At 51.1% G+C, this 18902-nt stretch carries 13 protein-coding genes and 1 tRNA gene; 7 read left to right on the top strand and 7 right to left on the bottom strand.

What is annotated here, in order from left to right; translation table 11 throughout:
* The first annotated feature begins 264 nt into the window (after positions 1 to 264).
* Complete coding sequence (locus B2U47_RS02140) at positions 265 to 612, top strand: hypothetical protein (RefSeq protein ID WP_296688216.1); 348 nt, start codon at positions 265 to 267, stop codon at positions 610 to 612.
* 793 nt (positions 613 to 1405) lie between these two features.
* Here B2U47_RS02140 and B2U47_RS02135 read toward each other — a convergent pair.
* Positions 1406 to 1825 carry a hypothetical protein gene (locus tag B2U47_RS02135; RefSeq protein WP_296683100.1) on the bottom strand — a complete coding sequence of 140 codons (420 nt, stop codon included), beginning with the start codon at positions 1823 to 1825 and terminating at the stop codon, positions 1406 to 1408.
* Between the two features lie 13 nt (positions 1826 to 1838).
* Positions 1839 to 2681, bottom strand: a complete 843-nt coding sequence (locus tag B2U47_RS02130) for an SDR family NAD(P)-dependent oxidoreductase (protein WP_296683103.1) — start codon at positions 2679 to 2681, stop codon at positions 1839 to 1841.
* A 114-nt stretch (positions 2682 to 2795) separates the two neighbouring features.
* On the opposite strand from B2U47_RS02130, the gene B2U47_RS02125 reads away from it, so the two are divergent.
* The 4 genes from B2U47_RS02125 to aspS all read left to right on the top strand — a co-directional run bounded on the left by B2U47_RS02125 (position 2796) and on the right by aspS (position 6203).
* Positions 2796 to 3056: an FmdB family zinc ribbon protein gene (locus B2U47_RS02125; protein ID WP_296683109.1), complete on the top strand. Its 261-nt coding sequence runs from the start codon at positions 2796 to 2798 to the stop codon at positions 3054 to 3056.
* Between the two features lie 150 nt (positions 3057 to 3206).
* A complete protein-coding gene (locus tag B2U47_RS02120) occupies positions 3207 to 3704 on the top strand; it encodes a porin family protein (protein ID WP_296683112.1) in 498 nt (165 codons plus the stop codon).
* 30 nt (positions 3705 to 3734) lie between these two features.
* Positions 3735 to 4292: an outer membrane beta-barrel protein gene (locus B2U47_RS02115; protein ID WP_296683115.1), complete on the top strand. Its 558-nt coding sequence runs from the start codon at positions 3735 to 3737 to the stop codon at positions 4290 to 4292.
* 141 nt (positions 4293 to 4433) lie between these two features.
* Complete coding sequence (aspS, locus tag B2U47_RS02110) at positions 4434 to 6203, top strand: aspartate--tRNA ligase (RefSeq protein ID WP_296683118.1); 1770 nt, start codon at positions 4434 to 4436, stop codon at positions 6201 to 6203.
* A 181-nt stretch (positions 6204 to 6384) separates the two neighbouring features.
* On the opposite strand, the gene B2U47_RS02105 is transcribed toward aspS, so the two are convergent.
* The 4 genes from B2U47_RS02105 to dnaG form a co-directional block, all read right to left on the bottom strand.
* Complete coding sequence (locus B2U47_RS02105) at positions 6385 to 7680, bottom strand: MarR family transcriptional regulator (protein WP_296683121.1); 1296 nt, start codon at positions 7678 to 7680, stop codon at positions 6385 to 6387.
* 257 nt (positions 7681 to 7937) lie between these two features.
* Positions 7938 to 8014 (bottom strand) — tRNA-Ile (locus tag B2U47_RS02100).
* Between the two features lie 9 nt (positions 8015 to 8023).
* Positions 8024 to 9907, bottom strand: a complete 1884-nt coding sequence (rpoD, locus tag B2U47_RS02095) for an RNA polymerase sigma factor RpoD (RefSeq protein ID WP_296683124.1) — start codon at positions 9905 to 9907, stop codon at positions 8024 to 8026.
* A gap of 74 nt (positions 9908 to 9981) precedes the next feature.
* Complete coding sequence (gene dnaG, locus B2U47_RS02090; protein ID WP_296683127.1) at positions 9982 to 11742, bottom strand: DNA primase; 1761 nt, start codon at positions 11740 to 11742, stop codon at positions 9982 to 9984.
* Positions 11743 to 11897: 155 nt separating this feature from the next.
* On the opposite strand from dnaG, the gene gltB reads away from it, so the two are divergent.
* Both gltB and B2U47_RS02080 read left to right on the top strand, forming a co-directional pair.
* Complete coding sequence (gltB, locus tag B2U47_RS02085; RefSeq protein ID WP_296683132.1) at positions 11898 to 16493, top strand: glutamate synthase large subunit; 4596 nt, start codon at positions 11898 to 11900, stop codon at positions 16491 to 16493.
* A gap of 18 nt (positions 16494 to 16511) precedes the next feature.
* Entirely contained in the window at positions 16512 to 18002 is a 1491-nt protein-coding gene (locus B2U47_RS02080) for a glutamate synthase subunit beta (protein WP_296683135.1), read from the top strand.
* A 57-nt stretch (positions 18003 to 18059) separates the two neighbouring features.
* On the opposite strand, the gene B2U47_RS02075 is transcribed toward B2U47_RS02080, so the two are convergent.
* Positions 18060 to 18902, bottom strand: an 843-nt coding sequence (locus tag B2U47_RS02075; protein WP_296683138.1) for a hypothetical protein, incomplete at its 5' end; no start/stop codon positions are given.

The raw sequence follows: 18902 nt of genomic DNA, 5'->3' as shown, positions 1-18902 counted from the left end.
GGGGGGGGGTGGCGGGGGGGAGGGGGGGAAGGAGGGGCGGCGCGGAAAAGTGCCCGTACCTTGTAACACGGGCACTTAGTCTCATGGATGGGACTCTTTTACTAGCTCATTGTTTACTAAATTATTTTTTTCTTTTCTTTCCATGAAATTTGGTGTATATTTTGATTATTGCACCATTAATCAATTATTAGGGGTTTTATGTCACGTGGTGGTAGTAGGGAAGGCGCAGGAAGGCCAGTGTGTGAGAAAACCAAGCAGGTAAGAATGCCTGAATCTTTGGAGCCTTTGTTTCAGGAATTACTTAAGATTAAACGAGGTTTTGGTGAACCTTATTCGCCTTACTTGGCTTTGGTCTTGCTGGATCGTGCGGTAGCTATGCCACAAATTTTTATGAACTACGGTAAGACAGCACGTAGTACAGGGCTTCGTTTGGTTGATACATTGATTGACTCCTTGGAGCCCCAGGCAGAAAGGGAAGATTGTCCTTCTAGCGTTCTTCAGCGCCTGGAGGATTTGCGGTCTGTCAGGGGTGTTTTTCTGACGCAGGCCGGGGAGACAACTGGAGATTTTAAAGCTGATTTCAAGAAAAAGGGTATTGATTTTCCTCTTTGATCTTTGGGTTTTAGGCGCTCTGCCTCGGTGTTACCAGCACCGGGGCAGAACTTCACATCAACGACTATTTAGGAGTCGATAATATGCAGTTACGGATTGTACCTGAATCGCTTGATTCAGAGAATCATAGTTCATTTATGGGTAGCGACGATGTAATGGATACCAAAAGGGATACAAGGCGTTTGGAGACACCTTGGCGTGGCTGGTCCTAGTATGATTGCTATCTTCAAGATCCGGCAGGGAATCGCTATTCACCTGAAATGGTGCAGACTTCTTTATGGGCTTTTGAGTTAGCGCATGAATTGACGGGTAGTCCTTTGCAGGTGCTTAGCTTGCGTAATGAACTTCGCAGGCGGGTAGAGAATTTACGTTCTTTGTCTGAAGTTCCTGAAATTGTGATCCGTTGGCGTGGTGTTGAGACATCTGTTTCTTTGCCCGTTACTTCGCATAATACATATTATGTCAAATTGACATAATATAAGTGAAATGAAGAAATATTGTGAGTATATTTTCTACAACATGATCTATACTCACTAAAGCAGGGAACAGATGTCATTCAATGGATGGAGGCAAGCAGCTATGGAGTCAGCAGGTTATTTCGTGACGTTTCACGATAGTACTACTCACCAACAAGAACGGGGTTCCTCTTCTGGAATCGACATCATGTGCTGCCCTGTTTGTGCCAGCAAGGCAGCGATTGTCCGCACTCGCCGTCCACGTATTATCAAACTGTTTACCCAGAAAAAACTGTATCTTTGCCGTCAGTGCAAAACACAGTTCTGGCGTTGAACAATCAGTGTTTACAAATGGGTGAATCGTCCGGCGTTTCTACGCTACGGACGATGGTTTCAACAAAAGCATTGAATTCATCCATGCTAATGACACTCAACATACGGTTCATCACATCGGGGTCGACCTGTGCGATGGTCTGTTTGCCACCAAGCAGTTGCAGATAAATGCCAGCAGTGCTTTTGGCGTGAACATCTTCCATGCCTTCTTCCAGCAAGGCTTGGTCTTCCGAACTTAATTCGTCATACAAATCATCCAGTTCATCCCACAGATCGTCATCCACACCTTCCGCAATTTTCAGAACAATTCCCCCATGCACTGACTCGATTTCCTGAACATAGGCAAGTTGACGCTCCTGTAATGCTTGAATGAATTTATCAGCAATACGTGAGGTGAAAAACAGATATTCCAGCATTTCGTTCATAATGGTTTGCAACCTATTGATTTTCTTTGGTTGATATTTTTAGAAGTACTTTATCCAGCAGCCTGGTAGGCAGAATCCTCCGCAGCATCCAGAACAAGTGTGCTGGAACTGTTACGGGATAACGCGCTTTGGGACGGGGGCTTTCCAGTGCGTGAATGACCTTTGCCAGTACCGCCTCCGCAGGCAAGGTAAAAGGTGCAGCAGGGCCTTCCTTCTCCAGACGGCGTATTGCACCCTGATATTTGAAGCGATACACACTTTGGTCGATCTTTACCTGTTCTTTCAATGCCTGCAATGCATTCGCACGAAAACGGCTTTCAATCGGGCCGGGTTCAATCAGGCAAACCTTGATGTCTGTATCAGCCAACTCCAGGCGCAAGGTATCCGCCATGCCTTCAATCGCGTATTTGCTGGCGTTGTAAGCGCCCCGGAATGGCAATGCGACGTATCCCAGCAAGGAACTGTTGTAGATAATCCTGCCTTCATTGCGTTGGCGCAGGATGGGCATCAGCATGGTTGTCAGTTGATGCCAGCCAAATACGTTGGTGGCAAACTGCTTCTCCAGTGCTTCGCGAGACAAGTCTTCCAATGCACCTGCCTGCCCGTATGCGCCATTATGGAATACCGCATACAATTCACTATTGGTGCGCAACATCAGCTCGTACACAGCATCCTGCACACTCTCAGGATTAGCCAAATCCAGTTGCAGGGTTTTGAAGCCTTCCCTTTCCAGCCGTTCCACATCTTCTGCCTTGCGGGCAGAGGCGAACACCTGATAGCCACCCCGCTCTTTCAGCCCTTTCGCCACACAATAGCCAATCCCGCTCGAACAGCCTGTGATCAATACATTGCGCATCGCTTGTTGTTTCCGTCGTACCTCGTGAGGGCTGAATGTAACGCGATTCATTGAATTCAGGCAATCACATCCTTATTATTACCCTCTAATATTCTGAAATGTGGGAAACTTGCCATGCCAATTTATGCTTATCAATGCACTGCTTGCGGTCACGAACTGGAAGCCCTGCAAAAAATCTCGGATGCGCCATTGACAGATTGCCCTGCCTGTGATGAAGCCAGTCTGACAAAGAAAGTGACTGCCGCAGCTTTTCGTTTAAGCGGTGGTGGCTGGTATGAAACCGATTTTAAAAGTGGCAGCAAGAAGAATGTGGCTACCAACGAAGCGCCTCCCTCCCCTGCTTGTGGCACTGGTGCTTGCCCTGCCTGCCAGTAGCTTCCCTGCCCCTTCGCCTGATGCTTGCCCGGTTTTTAATCGGGCATTGCCATTTATCTGGAATTTTCAGCAGACGATTACATGAAATAATAGAATAAACAAAATAAACCCACTGGCTTAATGTAACAAAATAAATAAGGATACCAAGCCATGAAAAAACTTTTGCTAGGCATTGTTCTGTCAATTTCCGTATCTGTTGCTTTTGCTGTTGAAGAAGACAGTGGTGCAGTTTATGTTGGCGTTAGTGCTGGTAAAACTGCTGCGGGTTGTGATTTTGATGAGTGTGATAACCATAACTGGAAACTCTTCGGCGGTTACGAAATCACACCCTCCATTGCAGCAGAAGCCGCTTACCAGCACATCCTCAATACAAAAGAGGTAGAAGCTGTGGGCATGAGTTTGTCTGGCCTCTACAAGGTTCCAGTCAGTGACAAACTGGATGTATTCGGCAAGGCAGGCATGATGGCCTGGCGCGTTAGTCCCCTATACGATAGTGGTGCTGAAGCATCCAATACCGACTTTATCTATGGGGCAGGTTCAACTTATAAATTAAATGAAAACTGGGGTGTCCGTGGCGAATACGAACATATTGGTGGTGATCTGGATGCCAATATGTATTCGCTTGGTGCAGTATTTTCCTCCTTGTGAGGCTTGATAATAAAAATGGGGCAAAAATAAATGAAAAAACAAATCTTAATAGTGCTAGTTGCAGCTATTTCCTCTTCCACTGTATGCGCGGAGGGCTTGTTTAACACCAGCGGAAAAGAGTCTGGAACCATTTACGGCGGAGCGAGTGCCGGTAAAGCAGATGCCGAGTGCAGTGACACTTCCATTGACTGCAAAAGCACTGGCTGGAAGCTGTTTGGCGGCTACAAGCTTTCCCCCAATCTTGCGGTAGAAGGCGGCTATTACTCTTTGGGAACAACCAAAGAAGAAGTCCTGCCTGGTACAACCGCAGAAGTTTCCGCTTCTGGGGTGGGCATGACTGGTGTTGCATCCTATCCGGTTGCTGACGAGGTGGATATGTTTGCCAAAGGCGGCATCATGATGTGGGAAGCTGAAGGCAAAGTGACAGGTTTCCCCACCCAGAAAGAAGATGGAACCGACCTGTTACTAGGGGTGGGCGCAGCTTACAAGTTAGACAACAACTGGGGTATCCGAGGTGAATACGAACACGTAGGCGGCGACCTGAAAGCCAATATGTACTCCATCGGTGCAACCTTTTCATCTCTCTAAATCAATACATATTTGCGGCGGGACATTTCCGCCGCATTGCTTGTACTTTCCTTACTGAATCCGGCTTGCGCAGAAGCCTGCCAAGGCTTAACATTCCCGCCTTTATAATCATAAATCACTTCGGATTTTCAGGAATTATCAATGCGTAGCCATTATTGCGGGCAGGTAGATGAAGCGCTGCTCGACCAGCAAGTAACCCTGTGTGGATGGGTAAACCGCCGCCGTGACCACGGTGGGGTCATTTTCATTGATTTGCGTGACCGTGAAGGCTTGGTACAGGTGGTATTTGACCCAGACCGTGCTGAAACCTTCAAAACTGCCGAACGTGTACGCAATGAGTACGTACTGCAAGTCGTTGCCAAAGTTCGCCGACGTCCTGCGGGGACTGAAAACCCTAACCTGCGCAGTGGTCAGGTTGAACTGCTGGGTCTGGAGCTGAATGTCCTGAACGAAGCGGCTACCCCACCCTTCCAGTTGGATGAGGAAAACGTCAACGAAGAAACCCGTCTGACCTATCGCTACATTGATTTGCGCCGCCCTGAAATGCAAAAGCGGATGCAGACCCGTGCGAAAGTGACCGGTTTCCTGCGCCGTTTCCTCGAAGACCACGGCTTCCTCGACATTGAAACACCGATGCTGACCAAAGCCACCCCGGAAGGCGCCCGCGATTACCTCGTACCTAGCCGTACCCATCCGGGTTCCTTCTTCGCCCTGCCCCAATCACCGCAGTTGTTCAAGCAATTGCTGATGATGTCCGGTATGGATCGCTACTACCAGTTTGCACGTTGCTTCCGTGATGAAGATCTGCGTGCCGACCGTCAGCCTGAATTTACTCAACTCGACATTGAAACATCCTTCATGGATGACAATGCCATCATGAGTCTGATGGAAGAGATGATGCGGGCAACTTTCAAGGAAACGCTGGGTGTGGAACTGCCCAACCCGTTCCCGCGTATGCCCTACTCCGAAGCCATGCACCGCTTTGGTTCCGACAAACCAGACATGCGCATTCCACTGGAATTTGTGGAAGTATCCGACCTGATGCAGGAAGTCGAATTCAAGGTGTTCTCCGGCCCCGCCAAAGACCCGCAAGGCCGTGTCGTTGCCATGCGCTTGCCCAATGGTGGTGAACTGTCCCGCAAGGAAATCGATGATTACACCACGTTTGTAGGTCGTTATGGCGCGAAAGGTCTGGCCTACATCAAGGTCAACGACGCTGCTGCGGGTCGTGAAGGGCTACAATCCCCCATCCTGAAATTCCTGCCGGATGAAACCGTAACAGGGATTATGCAACGCACAGGAGCACAGACCGGCGACCTGATCTTCTTCGGTGCGGATAAATCTCGCATCGTCAACGATGCCTTGGGTGCGTTGCGGGTCAAACTGGGGCAGGATCGCAGCCTGATTCAAGGCGAATGGGCTGCACTGTGGGTCGTCGATTTCCCGATGTTTGAATGGGACGAAAAGGAAAACCGTTGGGTTGCCCTCCACCACCCGTTCACTTCCCCCAAAGGTTCACCGGAAGAGTTGCTGTCCAATCCGGGTGAAGCCCTTTCCATTGCCTATGACATGGTGCTGAATGGTACTGAGGTCGGTGGTGGTTCCGTGCGTATCCACAACATGGAAATGCAAAAATCCGTCTTCAAACTGCTGGGCATCTCCGATGAAGAAGCCCAAGAAAAGTTTGGATTCCTGCTGAACGCATTGAAATACGGTTGCCCTCCACACGGTGGTTTGGCTTTTGGTCTGGATCGTCTGATCATGCTGATGACCGGCAGCCAGTCCATCCGCGATGTTATGGCTTTCCCGAAAACCCAGACAGCCGCCTGTCCACTGACAGACGCACCGGCAGAAGTTGGAATGAAGCAATTACGTGAACTGAATATACGGGTTCAGCTACCCCAAAAATAAGGTGGTTCTCACCAAGTTCTACGTAGGGGCAGACCATTGTGTCTGCCCTTATGTTTTTGGGATGCTTCACACTATTCAGTTTTAGTTTTTTTAAACTTACTTACGTATTTTTTAGTTAGTCATTGAAAATAAAGTAACAATTTCAGAAAAGTTTTATTTCTATTAGAAATAATTAACATACTTAGCTATTCACCAGTTCAAACACCGTGGCGGGCTTGCCACTGCGACCATCTGTGCGCTGGCGTACCTTACGCCTGATCCTGCCCTGGGTTTCCAGTGACTTGAGCAAGGTGTTCATGACGGCGGACTTGATGTTCTGCTGGAACACGTTCACCCGGATTTGCGTAGTGGTCAGCCCGCCATGTTTGCGCAAGGCTGCCAGAATCTTGGCAGCATCCTCGTTCTGGTCGCCCTCGAAGATGTAGGCCACGCTGCCCAGGCAGTAATCCCAGATATGAGCCGCCGCCTGCAAATGCTGTGGCAGCACCTGTTCCGAGCAATCCAGCAAGGCAAAAATGCAAGCAATGCGCAACACCTGCACCCGTGCCCGTTCCGCCATCGGTGCAGTTACCCGTGCCAGCGAAATCGCCATATCCCCCCACACTTGCAGGGCTGCGGGTGACAAGCTGAGTTCTGGCAAGTCACTGGCAAACTGGATGGCTTTGGCGATGGCATCAGCGTAATGCAGCATCTGTGGCACGGGGATACTTTCCGGGATGGCGACGATCTTGGGGCGGCGCACACAAATCCACAGGATACGGCTGGCAAGGGCGCTGACGTACTCGCTTTGCTCCAACCGTTTCACCAGTTCTTCGTAAGTGATGTGGGCGACGAAACAGACGTGGGCATCCGTTACTGTTACCCGGTTGTTTTTGGTCAACGGGGAAAAGTTGCCGGAATCCCAGAAGCGGCGGATAGCGGCTGACACGGTGTTGCCTTCACGTCGTGCGGCCTGCAATACGGCGGCAAATTCCTCTTCCACAATCATCAGGCGCTTATCGGTAATGCCCTTGTCAGTGGGATTACCATCTTCGTCTTCGGTATCTGCCGGGTCACGAACGGCCCATGCTAGACCTTCCCCGCTCGACATCGGGCCGTCGCGGTATTGTGCCAGCGGCAAACCCAGCTTGCGCAATTGCACATTGACATAATCGTGCATCAATCGCCTGACCGGTGCGGCAGCAGTTCCCTTCCCGCCACCAGCGGAACTGGCTGTCACGCAGAACAGGCGCGGTGGTGCTTCCACATCCCCGAGGCGGACAACTGCCTTGTTTCCGAAATAAGCACCAGTCCATGTCAGCAAGTGAACCAGCACACCAATCGGGTCAGCTTCGGATTTTAGACAGGCAGCACGGGCAAACTGTCCCGCTACACCGTAATAGCAGCCTTCATGTGGGATCGGGAATTCTGCTGGCGCTTCTTCAATAGCAATCGTGTTGTAGGTACTGCTGTCGTGTAGCTTGATAACATTGCTCATTACCTATTCCTTTACGTTAAATACGTATATTTTTATAAATACTAAACTAATATAAAAATATTGTAAAACAGCATTTTACTTTTAAGTACTTAATTACGTATTTTAAAAAATAAATTGTTGCCAGTTTTTTCTGACAAAAAGAATGAGTATAGAAAAACAGCACATGGGTAGTATGCATAGAACGTGCATACCTGATTTTGGTGGAGGCTAGACAAAAGAAAGGTTAGGCATAAAACCTAACCTTTGCTTGAGATAGTTGGTGGGCCCACTAGGACTCGAACCTAGGACCAAGGGATTATGAGTCCCCTGCTCTAACCGACTGAGCTATAGGCCCTGAAACCTTTTAATTAGTAGGCAGTACGCCAGGGTCGTATTCCAAGAAGCTGCGCAGCATATCTGAACGGCTAGGATGACGCAACTTCCGTAAGGCTTTTGCTTCAATCTGCCGGATACGTTCGCGAGTTACGTCAAACTGTTTGCCAACTTCTTCCAAGGTATGGTCTGTATTCATGTCAATGCCGAAACGCATCCGCAATACCTTGGCTTCGCGGGAAGTCAGGCTTGACAGCACTTCTCGGGTTACTTCAGACAGACTAGAAGTCGTTGCAGCTTCAATCGGTGACAAGATATTGCCATCTTCAATGAAATCACCCAGATGCGAATCTTCGTCATCCCCGATCGGCGTTTCCATCGAAATGGGTTCCTTGGCAATTTTCAGCACCTTGCGGATTTTGTCTTCCGGCATGTCCATCGCTTCAGCAAGCTCTTCCGGGGTCGCTTCACGACCTTTTTCCTGCAACAGCTTGCGGGAAATACGGTTGAGCTTGTTGATAGTTTCGATCATGTGTACCGGGATACGGATGGTCCGTGCCTGATCCGCAATCGAGCGGGTAATGGCTTGACGAATCCACCAAGTAGCATAGGTTGAGAATTTGTAGCCACGACGGTATTCAAATTTGTCAACCGCTTTCATCAGACCAATATTGCCTTCCTGGATCAGATCAAGGAATTGCAAGCCCCGGTTGGTGTACTTCTTCGCAATAGAAATGACTAGGCGCAGGTTGGCTTCTACCATTTCTTTTTTGGCACGACGTGCTTTGGCTTCACCCACCGACATGCTGCGGTTGATTTCCTTGATCTGCGAAATGCTCAGGTTACATTCACGCTCAATTTCCAGCAGTTGCTGCTGCGCTTCATGCACTTTGGGTAAGGTAGCACGCAATTTGCTGTGATCACCCCGCTTGTCGGTGCAGTAAAGATCCAGCCAGCCTAGATTAGTTTCATTTTGCGGAAAACTGTCAATGAAGTCCTGACGAGACATATTGCCCTTTTGGACACACAGTTTCATGATGTGGCGTTCACTATGACGTATACGATCCACAATTTCGTTCAACTGGACGGTCAACTGGTCAATAATGGGCTGTGCCAAACGGAATTCCATGAATTTGAGCGCAACTGCATCACGCGCCACTGTATAAGCGCCTTGATCATTGCGAGAGCAGGCGGCTTTGGCAACTTCATACAATTCACGCAATTCGGCAAACTTGAGGCGGGCTTCTTCAGGATCAGGCCCCGTGTCAACCGGATCAGTCGGCACTTCCTCTTCATCTTCATCCACTGCAACTACAGCATCTTCTTCAGAATCAGATTTGGCAGCATCAGGGGCATAAGGATCTTCGGTCGTCATTTGGAATGCGCTCAAATCCTCATTCGGATTGGCGAAACCATTGATGATGTCGGTCAGGCGGACTTCTTCGGAATCAATCAGGTCTGCCTTGGCGAGCAATACTTCTGTCGATGCCGGATACTGTGCCAGTGCCCGCAGGATTTCGTTCAGACCTTCTTCGATGCGGATTGCAATCTGGATTTCGCCTTCGCGGGTTAGCAGCTCAACCATACCCATTTCACGCATGTACATGCGTACCGGGTCGGTGGTGCGTCCAAAGTCACTGTCAACACTGGCAAGTGCTGCCGCTGCTTCTTCCGCTGCTTCATCATCGGCCTGTACGGCTTCATCATTCAGCAACAGGGAATCAGCATCAGGGGCATGTTCGTAGACAGTAATACCCATATCGTTGATCATGGCAACGATATCTTCAATCTGCTCAGGGTCAACAATGGTATCAGGAAGGTGGTCATTCACCTCGGCATAGGTGAGGTAGCCCTGTTCCTTACCTCTGGCAATCAGTTCTTTCAAGCTGGACTGTTGCTGCTCTTCTTGACTCATGCCCTAAAACTCTCTGGAAAAAAGGTCGGTAATTATATCACAATTTTCTGAAATACCAGTATCTGACAGTGTAGTTATACGCCCAGATTGTGTAATTCAGACAGCAAACACAACAGGTCATGGCGCTCTTGTACGCTTAAACCTTCAGTACGTTCACGGTGTAACAAGGCTTCAAGCCGCTGCTGGTTTGCTTGTCGGCGTATTTGTTGCAGACAATCGGAAAATTCGCGCCGAATAACGGCTTCATCATCGGTTTCCGGTCGCCAGCTACTCAAACGCATCAATACTTGCTCATGTTCGGTCTGACGGAAACGTTCAAGCAACCCTGCCGTGTGTATATGGGGGTGCTCATCGATGTTTTCAACAACTGCCGCCAATAGATTCATGCCAGGCAAATCGTATTCCAAAATTTGTTCGGCACTACCAGCCAACTCCACCAGCACCGGGTAATGTAACAACAGTGCAATGGCATGTCTTGCAGGTGTACGCCTGACATCCTGATCACCCAACCGCGACCGATTATAGGTCACTTCTGCTGAAACGGGAGCATTTCCCCTTAAATGACGCCGAGCTACCTCCAGTGGAGTATTTGTAAGTGTAGACAATTCCCCAAGCAATTGTTCCCGCAACAGGATAACTGGCATGGTTGCCAACAGTTTTAGCCCTTCACTCAGCAAGTGGGACTTCCCTTCACGAGTGCTGATATTGTAGCGCTCCTGCAAAACGCTTGACAGATAAGCACTGAGTGTCAGGGCGCTTGCAAAACTCGCTTCAAAGGCTTCCTGACCAACCTGACGAATCTGGGTATCAGGATCTTCCCCCTGCGGCAAGAACAGGAAGCGGATCTCCTTGTCATCCCTCAATTCCGGCAAGGCGTTTTCCAGAGCACGCCAGGCGGCTTCACGCCCTGCCCTGTCACCATCAAAGCAGAAAACCACTTCAGGAACCAGACGCAGCAACTGCTTGATATGTTCGGGTGTTGTCGCCGTGCCTAAGGTTGCTACAGCGTAAGTAACGCCATACTGTGCCAGGGCGATGACATCCATGTAACCTTCTACTACCAGTAAACGTTCCAGTTTGCGGGTATGCTGGCGAGCTTCAAACAAACCGTATAGCTCAGCACCCTTGTGGAAGACCTCAGTTTCTGGCGAATTCAGGTATTTGGGGGAACCTTCACCCATAATGCGTCCGCCAAAACCGATGACCCGCCCGCGCCGGTCACGGATGGGAAACATAACCCGCTCACGGAAACGGTCATAGACTCTGCCTGCATCATTGCGGATCGACATGCCACTGGCGATTAGTTTTTCTTCGCCATAATGAGCCAGTTGCCGACCAAGGCTGATGGCGGCGGGAGCATACCCCAGACCAAAACGGGTGATAATGTCTGCTGACAAGCCACGCTGCTGCAAATACTCAAGAGCGGTAGAGGTTTGCTTCAACTGCCCTTGGAACCAGACAGCCGCATCTTCCAGCAAATGATACAAACTGCCGTCGCTGCGCTTGCGCTTTGGTGCATCATCTGCACCTTCACGGGGCACTTGCACACCAACAGTGCGAGCAAGTGCTTCAATTGCCTCTACGTATTCCAGATGTTCGTATTCCATCAGGAAAGAAATGGCAGAGCCATGTACCCCGCAACCAAAACAATGGTAAAACTGTTTAGTCGGGCTAACGGTGAAAGATGGCGTTTTTTCGTTATGAAACGGGCAGCAGGCCATGTACTCGCGCCCTGCTTTTTTCAGCGGCACACGTGAGCCAACCACATCAACAATGTCGACACGATTAAGAAGCTGGTCGATGAATTCCTTCGGGATACGGCCTGCTGTGTTCATGGATGGTGTGCGGGTTCCGGGTTACATTTACGGCTTAGTATATTCTATTTGCTGTGGACGCATCTCTTTTCATCGCGGTGAAAACGCGCTAAGGTGCTAGCCCTGAAATTGTATTTTAGTCCATAATAGCTACCCCTTTATTGCCTGAGATTCCGATGAGATACAGCGAACTCCCCCCAGCACAAGGGCTTTATGACCCTGGCTTTGAACACGATGCTTGCGGCATGGGTTTTGTGGCGCACCTGAAAGGTGTCAAGTCACACCGGATTGTCCAACAGGCATTGAATGTCCTTACCCACATGGAACACCGTGGCGCATGTGGCTGCGAAGAAAACACCGGTGATGGCGCGGGCATTCTGCTTCAGTTGCCGCACGAATTCCTAGTAGCTGAGTGCAAGTCGCTGAATATCAAGCTTCCCGCACTTGGCGAGTATGCCGTAGGCATGGTTTTCCTGCCACAGGATGCCGACGCCCGCGCTGAAGTTGCCTCAGTGTTTGCCAGTATGGTGGAAGAAGAAGGTCAAACCCTGCTTGGCTGGCGTGATGTGCCAGTTAACCCTACCCCGATTGGCAATACAGCATTGAAGGCGATGCCATTCATCCGCATGGCTTTCGTGGCAAAATCAGCCGATGTACCCGCAGGGATTGCGTTTGAGCGCAAGCTGTACGTTATCCGCAAACGCACCGAAACTGCGGTAAATGCAACAGAAGCAGCCGGACACATTTATTTCCCCAGTCTGTCTTCACGCACGCTTGTTTATAAAGGGATGCTGACCACCGAACAGGTTGGGCAGTTTTACAAGGATTTGAGCAACCCGCACATGAAAACGGCGATTGCGATGATCCACTCGCGGTTTTCCACCAACACATTCCCAAGCTGGGAGCGCGCGCACCCTAACCGTTACCTGATCCATAACGGTGAAATCAACACCATGCGTGGCAATGTCAACTGGATGAATGCGCGTCAGGGTGTGATCAAAACCGACGTATTCAAGACCGATGTAAAAAAGCTGTTCCCCATCGTTAACCCGAACGGCAGTGACTCGGCGATGTTCGACAACACGCTGGAGTTTATGTACCTGTCCGGCTATTCCCTGCCCCATGCGATGATGATGATGGTTCCCGAACCATGGACAAACCACGAAAGCATGAGTGCGGAAAAGAAAGCCTTCTACGAATACCATAGCTGCCTGATGGAGCCATGGGATGGCCCTGCGGCTATGGGTTTCACCGACGGCACGCTGGTAGGCGCAACCCTCGACCGTAATGGTTTGCGTCCATCACGCTACTATGTCACGAATGATGACATGATCATCCTTGCGTCCGAAGTGGGCGTACTGGATGACCTTGACCAAAGTACCATCGTCTCTAAGCAGCGTCTGCAACCGGGACGCATGTTGCTGGTGGATACCGCACAAGGGCGCATCATTGCTGATGAGGAAATCAAGCAGCAAATGGCAACCGCCAAGCCTTACCAAGATTGGCTGGCAAACAATCTGGTGGAACTGAGCGACCTACCGGATGCGCCGCATATCACCTTGCCGGAACATGAAACACTGGTACAACGCCAAAAAATGTTCGGCTATACCTACGAAGATGTGCGCAAGGTGCTCGTACCGATGGCATTGACCGGCATCGACCCGTTGGGTGCAATGGGTATCGACTCGCCGCTAGCAGTGCTGTCTAACCAGGCACAACCGTTGTTCAACTATTTCAAACAGTTGTTCGCACAAGTTACCAACCCACCGATTGACTCGATCCGTGAAGAAATCGTCACCTCGGCGTACACCACACTCGGTTCGGAAGGTGACATTACTGCACCAACTGCAGCCAGTTGCCAGCAAATCCTGCTAAAGTCACCGATTCTGGGGAATGCCGAACTGGCGAAACTAACCCACATTAACCGCGAAGGTTTCAAGTGTGTCACTCTGCCAATCATGTTCCGCGCGGCGGATGGTGAAGCAGCATTGGAAGCGGCAATGGAGCACCTGTTTGCCATGGCAGACAAAGCCATTGCCGACGGTGCAAACCTGATCGTGTTGTCTGATCGTTTGGCTGATGCTGATAATGCGCCAATTCCATCGCTGTTGGCTGTTTCCGGTTTGCACCATCATCTGATTCGTAACAGTTGCCGCACCCGCGTGAGCCTGATTCTGGAATCTGGAGAGCCACGTGAAGTGCATCATTTCTGTACTTTGCTGGGATACGGTGCGCAAGCTATCAACCCTTATCTGGCGTTTGAATCCCTCAATGACCTGATCCGTGAAGGTTTGCTGCCCAACCTCAAGCATGAATATGCAGTACAAAAGTACATTAAGGCAGTCACCAAAGGCGTGATCAAGGTCATGTCGAAAATTGGCATTTCCACCATCCAGTCCTACCGTGGGGCACAAATCTTTGAAGCTCTGGGCATCAGCCAGCCAGTGGTCGACAAGTATTTCACCGCAACCGCTTCACGGATCGGTGGTATTGGTTTGCCAACCATTGCCAAGGAAACCCTCATCCGTCATCAAACCGCGTTTGAGCACCATGATGCCGAGCATCGCTCACTGAAAGCCGGTAACGTGTTCCAGTGGCGTAATGAGGAAGAAGAGCATCAATACAACCCAGCCACCATTTACGCTTTGCAAAAAGCCGTAAAACTGGGTGATTACAAACTGTACAAACAATACAGCCGTTTGATGCACGAAGATGCAGAAGTCAAATTTAACCTGCGTAACCTGCTCGACTTTAACTATGCCGAACAGCCATTGCCACTAAGTGAAGTCGAATCCGCACAGAACATTGTGAAACGTTTCAAATCCGGTGCGATGTCATTTGGCTCCATCAGCAAGGAAGCACATGAAGCGTTGGCGATTGCCATGAACCGCATTGGCGGGCGCTCCAACTCTGGTGAAGGCGGCGAAGACCCGGCACGTTTCACCCCGGATATCAATGGCGATTCGCGTAACAGTGCCATCAAGCAGGTCGCTTCAGGCCGCTTCGGTGTCACCAGCCATTACCTGAACAATGCGCAGGAAATCCAGATCAAGCTGGCACAAGGCGCAAAACCGGGTGAAGGCGGTCAATTACCGGGCAAAAAAGTCTACCCATGGGTAGCGAAAGTGCGCGGCACGACACCGGGCGTGGGCCTGATTTCCCCACCACCACATCACGACATTTACTCGATTGAAGACTTGTCACAGCTTATCCATGATCTGAAAAACGCCAACAAACGGGCACGGATCAACGTCAAGCTGGTATCTGAAGTTGGCGTCGGCACGATTGCTGCCGGGGTTGCCAAGGGTAAAGCTGACGTTATCCTGATTTCCGGTTACGACGGCGGTACAGGTGCTTCCCCGAAAACCAGCGTCCAGCACGCCGGTTTGCCGTGGGAGCTGGGTCTGGCAGAAACCCACCAAACCTTGCTGCTCAACAATCTGCGTAGCCGGGTACGTCTGGAAACAGACGGCAAGTTGATGACAGGCCGTGACGTAGCCGTTGCTGCGTTGCTGGGAGCGGAAGAATACGGCTTTGCCACCCTGCCACTGGTAGCGCTGGGTTGCGTAATGATGCGGGTGTGCCATCAGGACACATGCCCAGTTGGTATTGCTACCCAAAATCCTGAGCTGCGCAAGAAATACGCTGGCGACCCACAATACGTGGTTAACCTGCTGATGTTCATCGCCGAGGAATTGCGCGAATACATGGCAAAACTCGGTTTCCGCACCATTGATGAAATGGTCGGGCGTGTGGACAAACTGCGTCAGGGTGACGCTAGCGGTCATTGGAAAGCCCAAACGGTTGATCTCAGCAAACTGCTGCACCAGCCCGAGGTGGATGAATGTGATGGTATCCGTTGCCTGCGCGAACAGGATCACGGTATTGCTCACTCACTGGATGAGCAGAAAATACTCAGAGCCTGTCAGCCTGCCCTTGACAACGGTACACCTGTCACTGCCGAGTTTGGCATCAGGAACATTGACCGGGTAGTGGGCACAATCACCGGCTCGGAACTGACCCGCAAATACGGCGCAAACGGCTTGCCGGAAGACACTATCCGCCTGAAGTTCAACGGTTCTGCCGGGCAAAGTTTCGGCGCATTCGTGCCTAAAGGCATGACATTGGAATTGGAAGGCGATTCCAACGACTACATCGGCAAAGGCTTGTCTGGTGGCAAGATCATCGTCTACCCGCGCAAGGATGCGCAGTTCGCCGCAGAAGAAAACATTCTGATCGGCAACGTAGCATTCTTCGGCGCGAGCGACGGCGAAGCCTATGTACGCGGTGTTGCCGGTGAACGTTTCTGTGTACGTAACTCCGGCGTGCGCGTTGTTGTCGAAGGTACAGGCGACCACGGTTGTGAATACATGACCGGCGGGCGCGTTGTCGTATTAGGCAAGGTCGGGCGAAACTTCGGCGCTGGGATGTCCGGCGGTGTGGCTTACGTTTACGACCCTACTGGCATCTTGGCTGTCAGCGGTAACACCGAAATGGTGGCATACAACCCGCTATCTGATGCAGACGAAAAAGCCGAAGTGAAAGCGATGATTGAAAAACACGTTTTGCACACAGGCAGTACCCGTGGCAGCATGATTCTGGGCGACTGGGACAAGCATTCCGCTGATTTCGTGCGCGTCATGCCGAATGACTATCAACGCATGTTGGAAGCGATCAAGTCATTTGAAGAGCAAGGGCTTTCCGGCGAAGAAGCCCTGATGGCTGCTTTCACCGCAAACAATAGCGACGCCTCGCGTGTCGGTGGCAACTAAGGAATAAGGGTCAATATCATGGGTAAACCTACTGGTTTCGTTGAATACCAGCGCGAATTGCCAGCCGACCGCGCACCGTTGGAACGGATCAAGGACTGGCGTGAATTTCACCTGCATTTCAAGCGTGAAGATGGCAACCGCAAGCAAGCCGGGCGCTGCATGGAATGCGGTATCCCCTTCTGCCAAACAGGCAAAATGCTGCCTACTGGTGCGAGTGGCTGCCCTATCCACAACCTGATTCCTGAATGGAACGACATGATTTATCGTGGTTTGTGGAAGGAAGCATATGAACGCCTGCGCATGACCAACAATTTCCCGGAATTCACCGGACGTGTGTGCCCTGCGCCGTGCGAAGGCTCTTGCACCCTTGGCATCAGTGAACCTCCTGTCACCATCAAGCTCAATGAAGTGTCGATTATCGACAAGGCATTTGCAGAAGGCTGGGTTACACCGCAAATCCCGATGCAACGTACCGGCAAAAAAGTCGCTGTGGTAGGCTCGGGGCCTGCGGGTCTGGCATGTGCTGACCAGTTGAATACTGCTGGTCACGATGTAACCGTTTACGAACGCGCTGACCGCATCGGCGGCTTGCTGATGTACGGCATCCCCAACATGAAGCTGGACAAGCAGGAAGTGGTGCAACGCCGGGTAGACCTGATGGCAGCCGAAGGTGTGAAGTTCGTCACGGGTGTGGAAGTGGGTAAGGATGTTTCCGCCGAAACCTTGCGCAGCGAGTTTGATGCCGTGGTGCTGTGTGCCGGGGCAACCCAGCCGCGTGATTTGTCAGTGGAAGGGCGCGACCTTAAAGGCGTGCATTTCGCGATGGATTTCCTCACCGCCAATACCAAAAGTTTGCTGGATTCCAATCTGGAAAATGGTAACTACATTTCAGCCAAAGGGCTGGATGTGGTAGTTATCGGTGGTGGTGATACTGGCACTGACTGCGTAGCAACCTCCGTGCGTCATGGCTGCAAATCCGTTACCCAACTGGAAATCATGCCGCGAGCACCAGATAGTCGCGCTCCTGATAATCCTTGGCCGGAGTGGCCTCGTGTCCACAAGGTTGACTACGGTCAGGAAGAAGCAGCAGCACTGTTTGGCGCTGACCCGCGTGATTACCTCATTTCCACCAAAAAACTGGTTGGCGATGACAGCGGCAATGTGCAAGAAATTCATACTGTCGGGGTACGTTGGGAGCGAAGTTCTACCGGGCGCATGAATCTGGTGGAGGTGGCTGGCACAGCAGATGTGCTGCCTGCGCAACTTGTATTGCTGGCCATGGGCTTTACCGGCCCTGAAAAAACCCTGATTGATGCGTTACGACTGGATACTGACCCGCGTGGCAACGTGAAAGCGGATTATGGCAAGTATACAACCAACTTGCCGGGCGTATTTGCGGCGGGTGATATGCGCCGTGGGCAGAGTCTGATAGTGTGGGCAATTAACGAAGGTCGGGAAGCAGCACGGGAGTGCGACCGCTTTTTGATGGGCAAGACCTACCTACCGTAATTGCTTTGCCGATAAAAATTGCCTTCCCTCCATTGGGGGAAGGCAATCCAGTTCTCATCAAGCCATTACACGAATGAAATGGTGGTTATCATCCACATCGCGGCAAACCACGATGTTGGGGTAATGGAACAAGACAGCCATGCCCTGCTCAATATCACTGACATCACCACCTACAGCCACGAATCCTGCCTTGGGTACACCGCAGTGGCTGGAACCCAGTTTGTCATACTGCGACGGTAGCAAAGCCAGTGTTTCGTAGCGGTCGAGGGCTGAACAGTCATACCCACTGCCGCTGTGCCACAATTCACTGACTGCGTGCAGGTTTTTCCCTTGATAAGCAGCTTTAGCTTGTTGTACCAGCAACAGCAACCAGTCGGATTCATCTTCCCCATCATCACCAGCCTCCCCTACCAACACATCCTGAATAGCATCACCCGCAGCGGCTGCTTTTGCAACCAACCCCGCACCACCTGCAATAACCGCAGCCTTGGCAGCATCCAACCAATCCAGCCCCGTATCAACCACGCTGGCTTCCGGCAAATCGACAGGAACATCAGGCAAACTGACCTCAACAGCAGGAAGCGTGACATCGACCTCTGGCAACCCAACCTCAACCGTTGGAACACCCACATTAACGACAGGCAAATCAACATCCAGCGCCGGAGCCTGTAACGTCATGTCAGGCAGGTCGACTTCTGGCACATCAATGCCTTCCACGTCAGGCAATTGCACATTGATGTCAGGCACGGCCTGTCCTGCGACTTCAGGCACAGACAGTGCAACTTCAGGAGCAGCCACCGCCACCTCAGGCACAGACAGTGCAACTTCAGGAGCAGCCACCGCCACCTCAGGCACAGACAGTGCGACTTCAGGCAGGCTGACATCCAGATCTGGTGGATC

Source organism: Thiothrix sp. UBA5583 (assembly GCA_002425225.1).
In the GTDB taxonomy this organism is placed as follows: Bacteria; Pseudomonadota; Gammaproteobacteria; order Thiotrichales; family Thiotrichaceae; genus Thiothrix; species Thiothrix moscowensis.
Note: the sequence above shows the minus strand (reverse complement) of the source record. Positions and strands in the feature narration are given on the sequence as shown.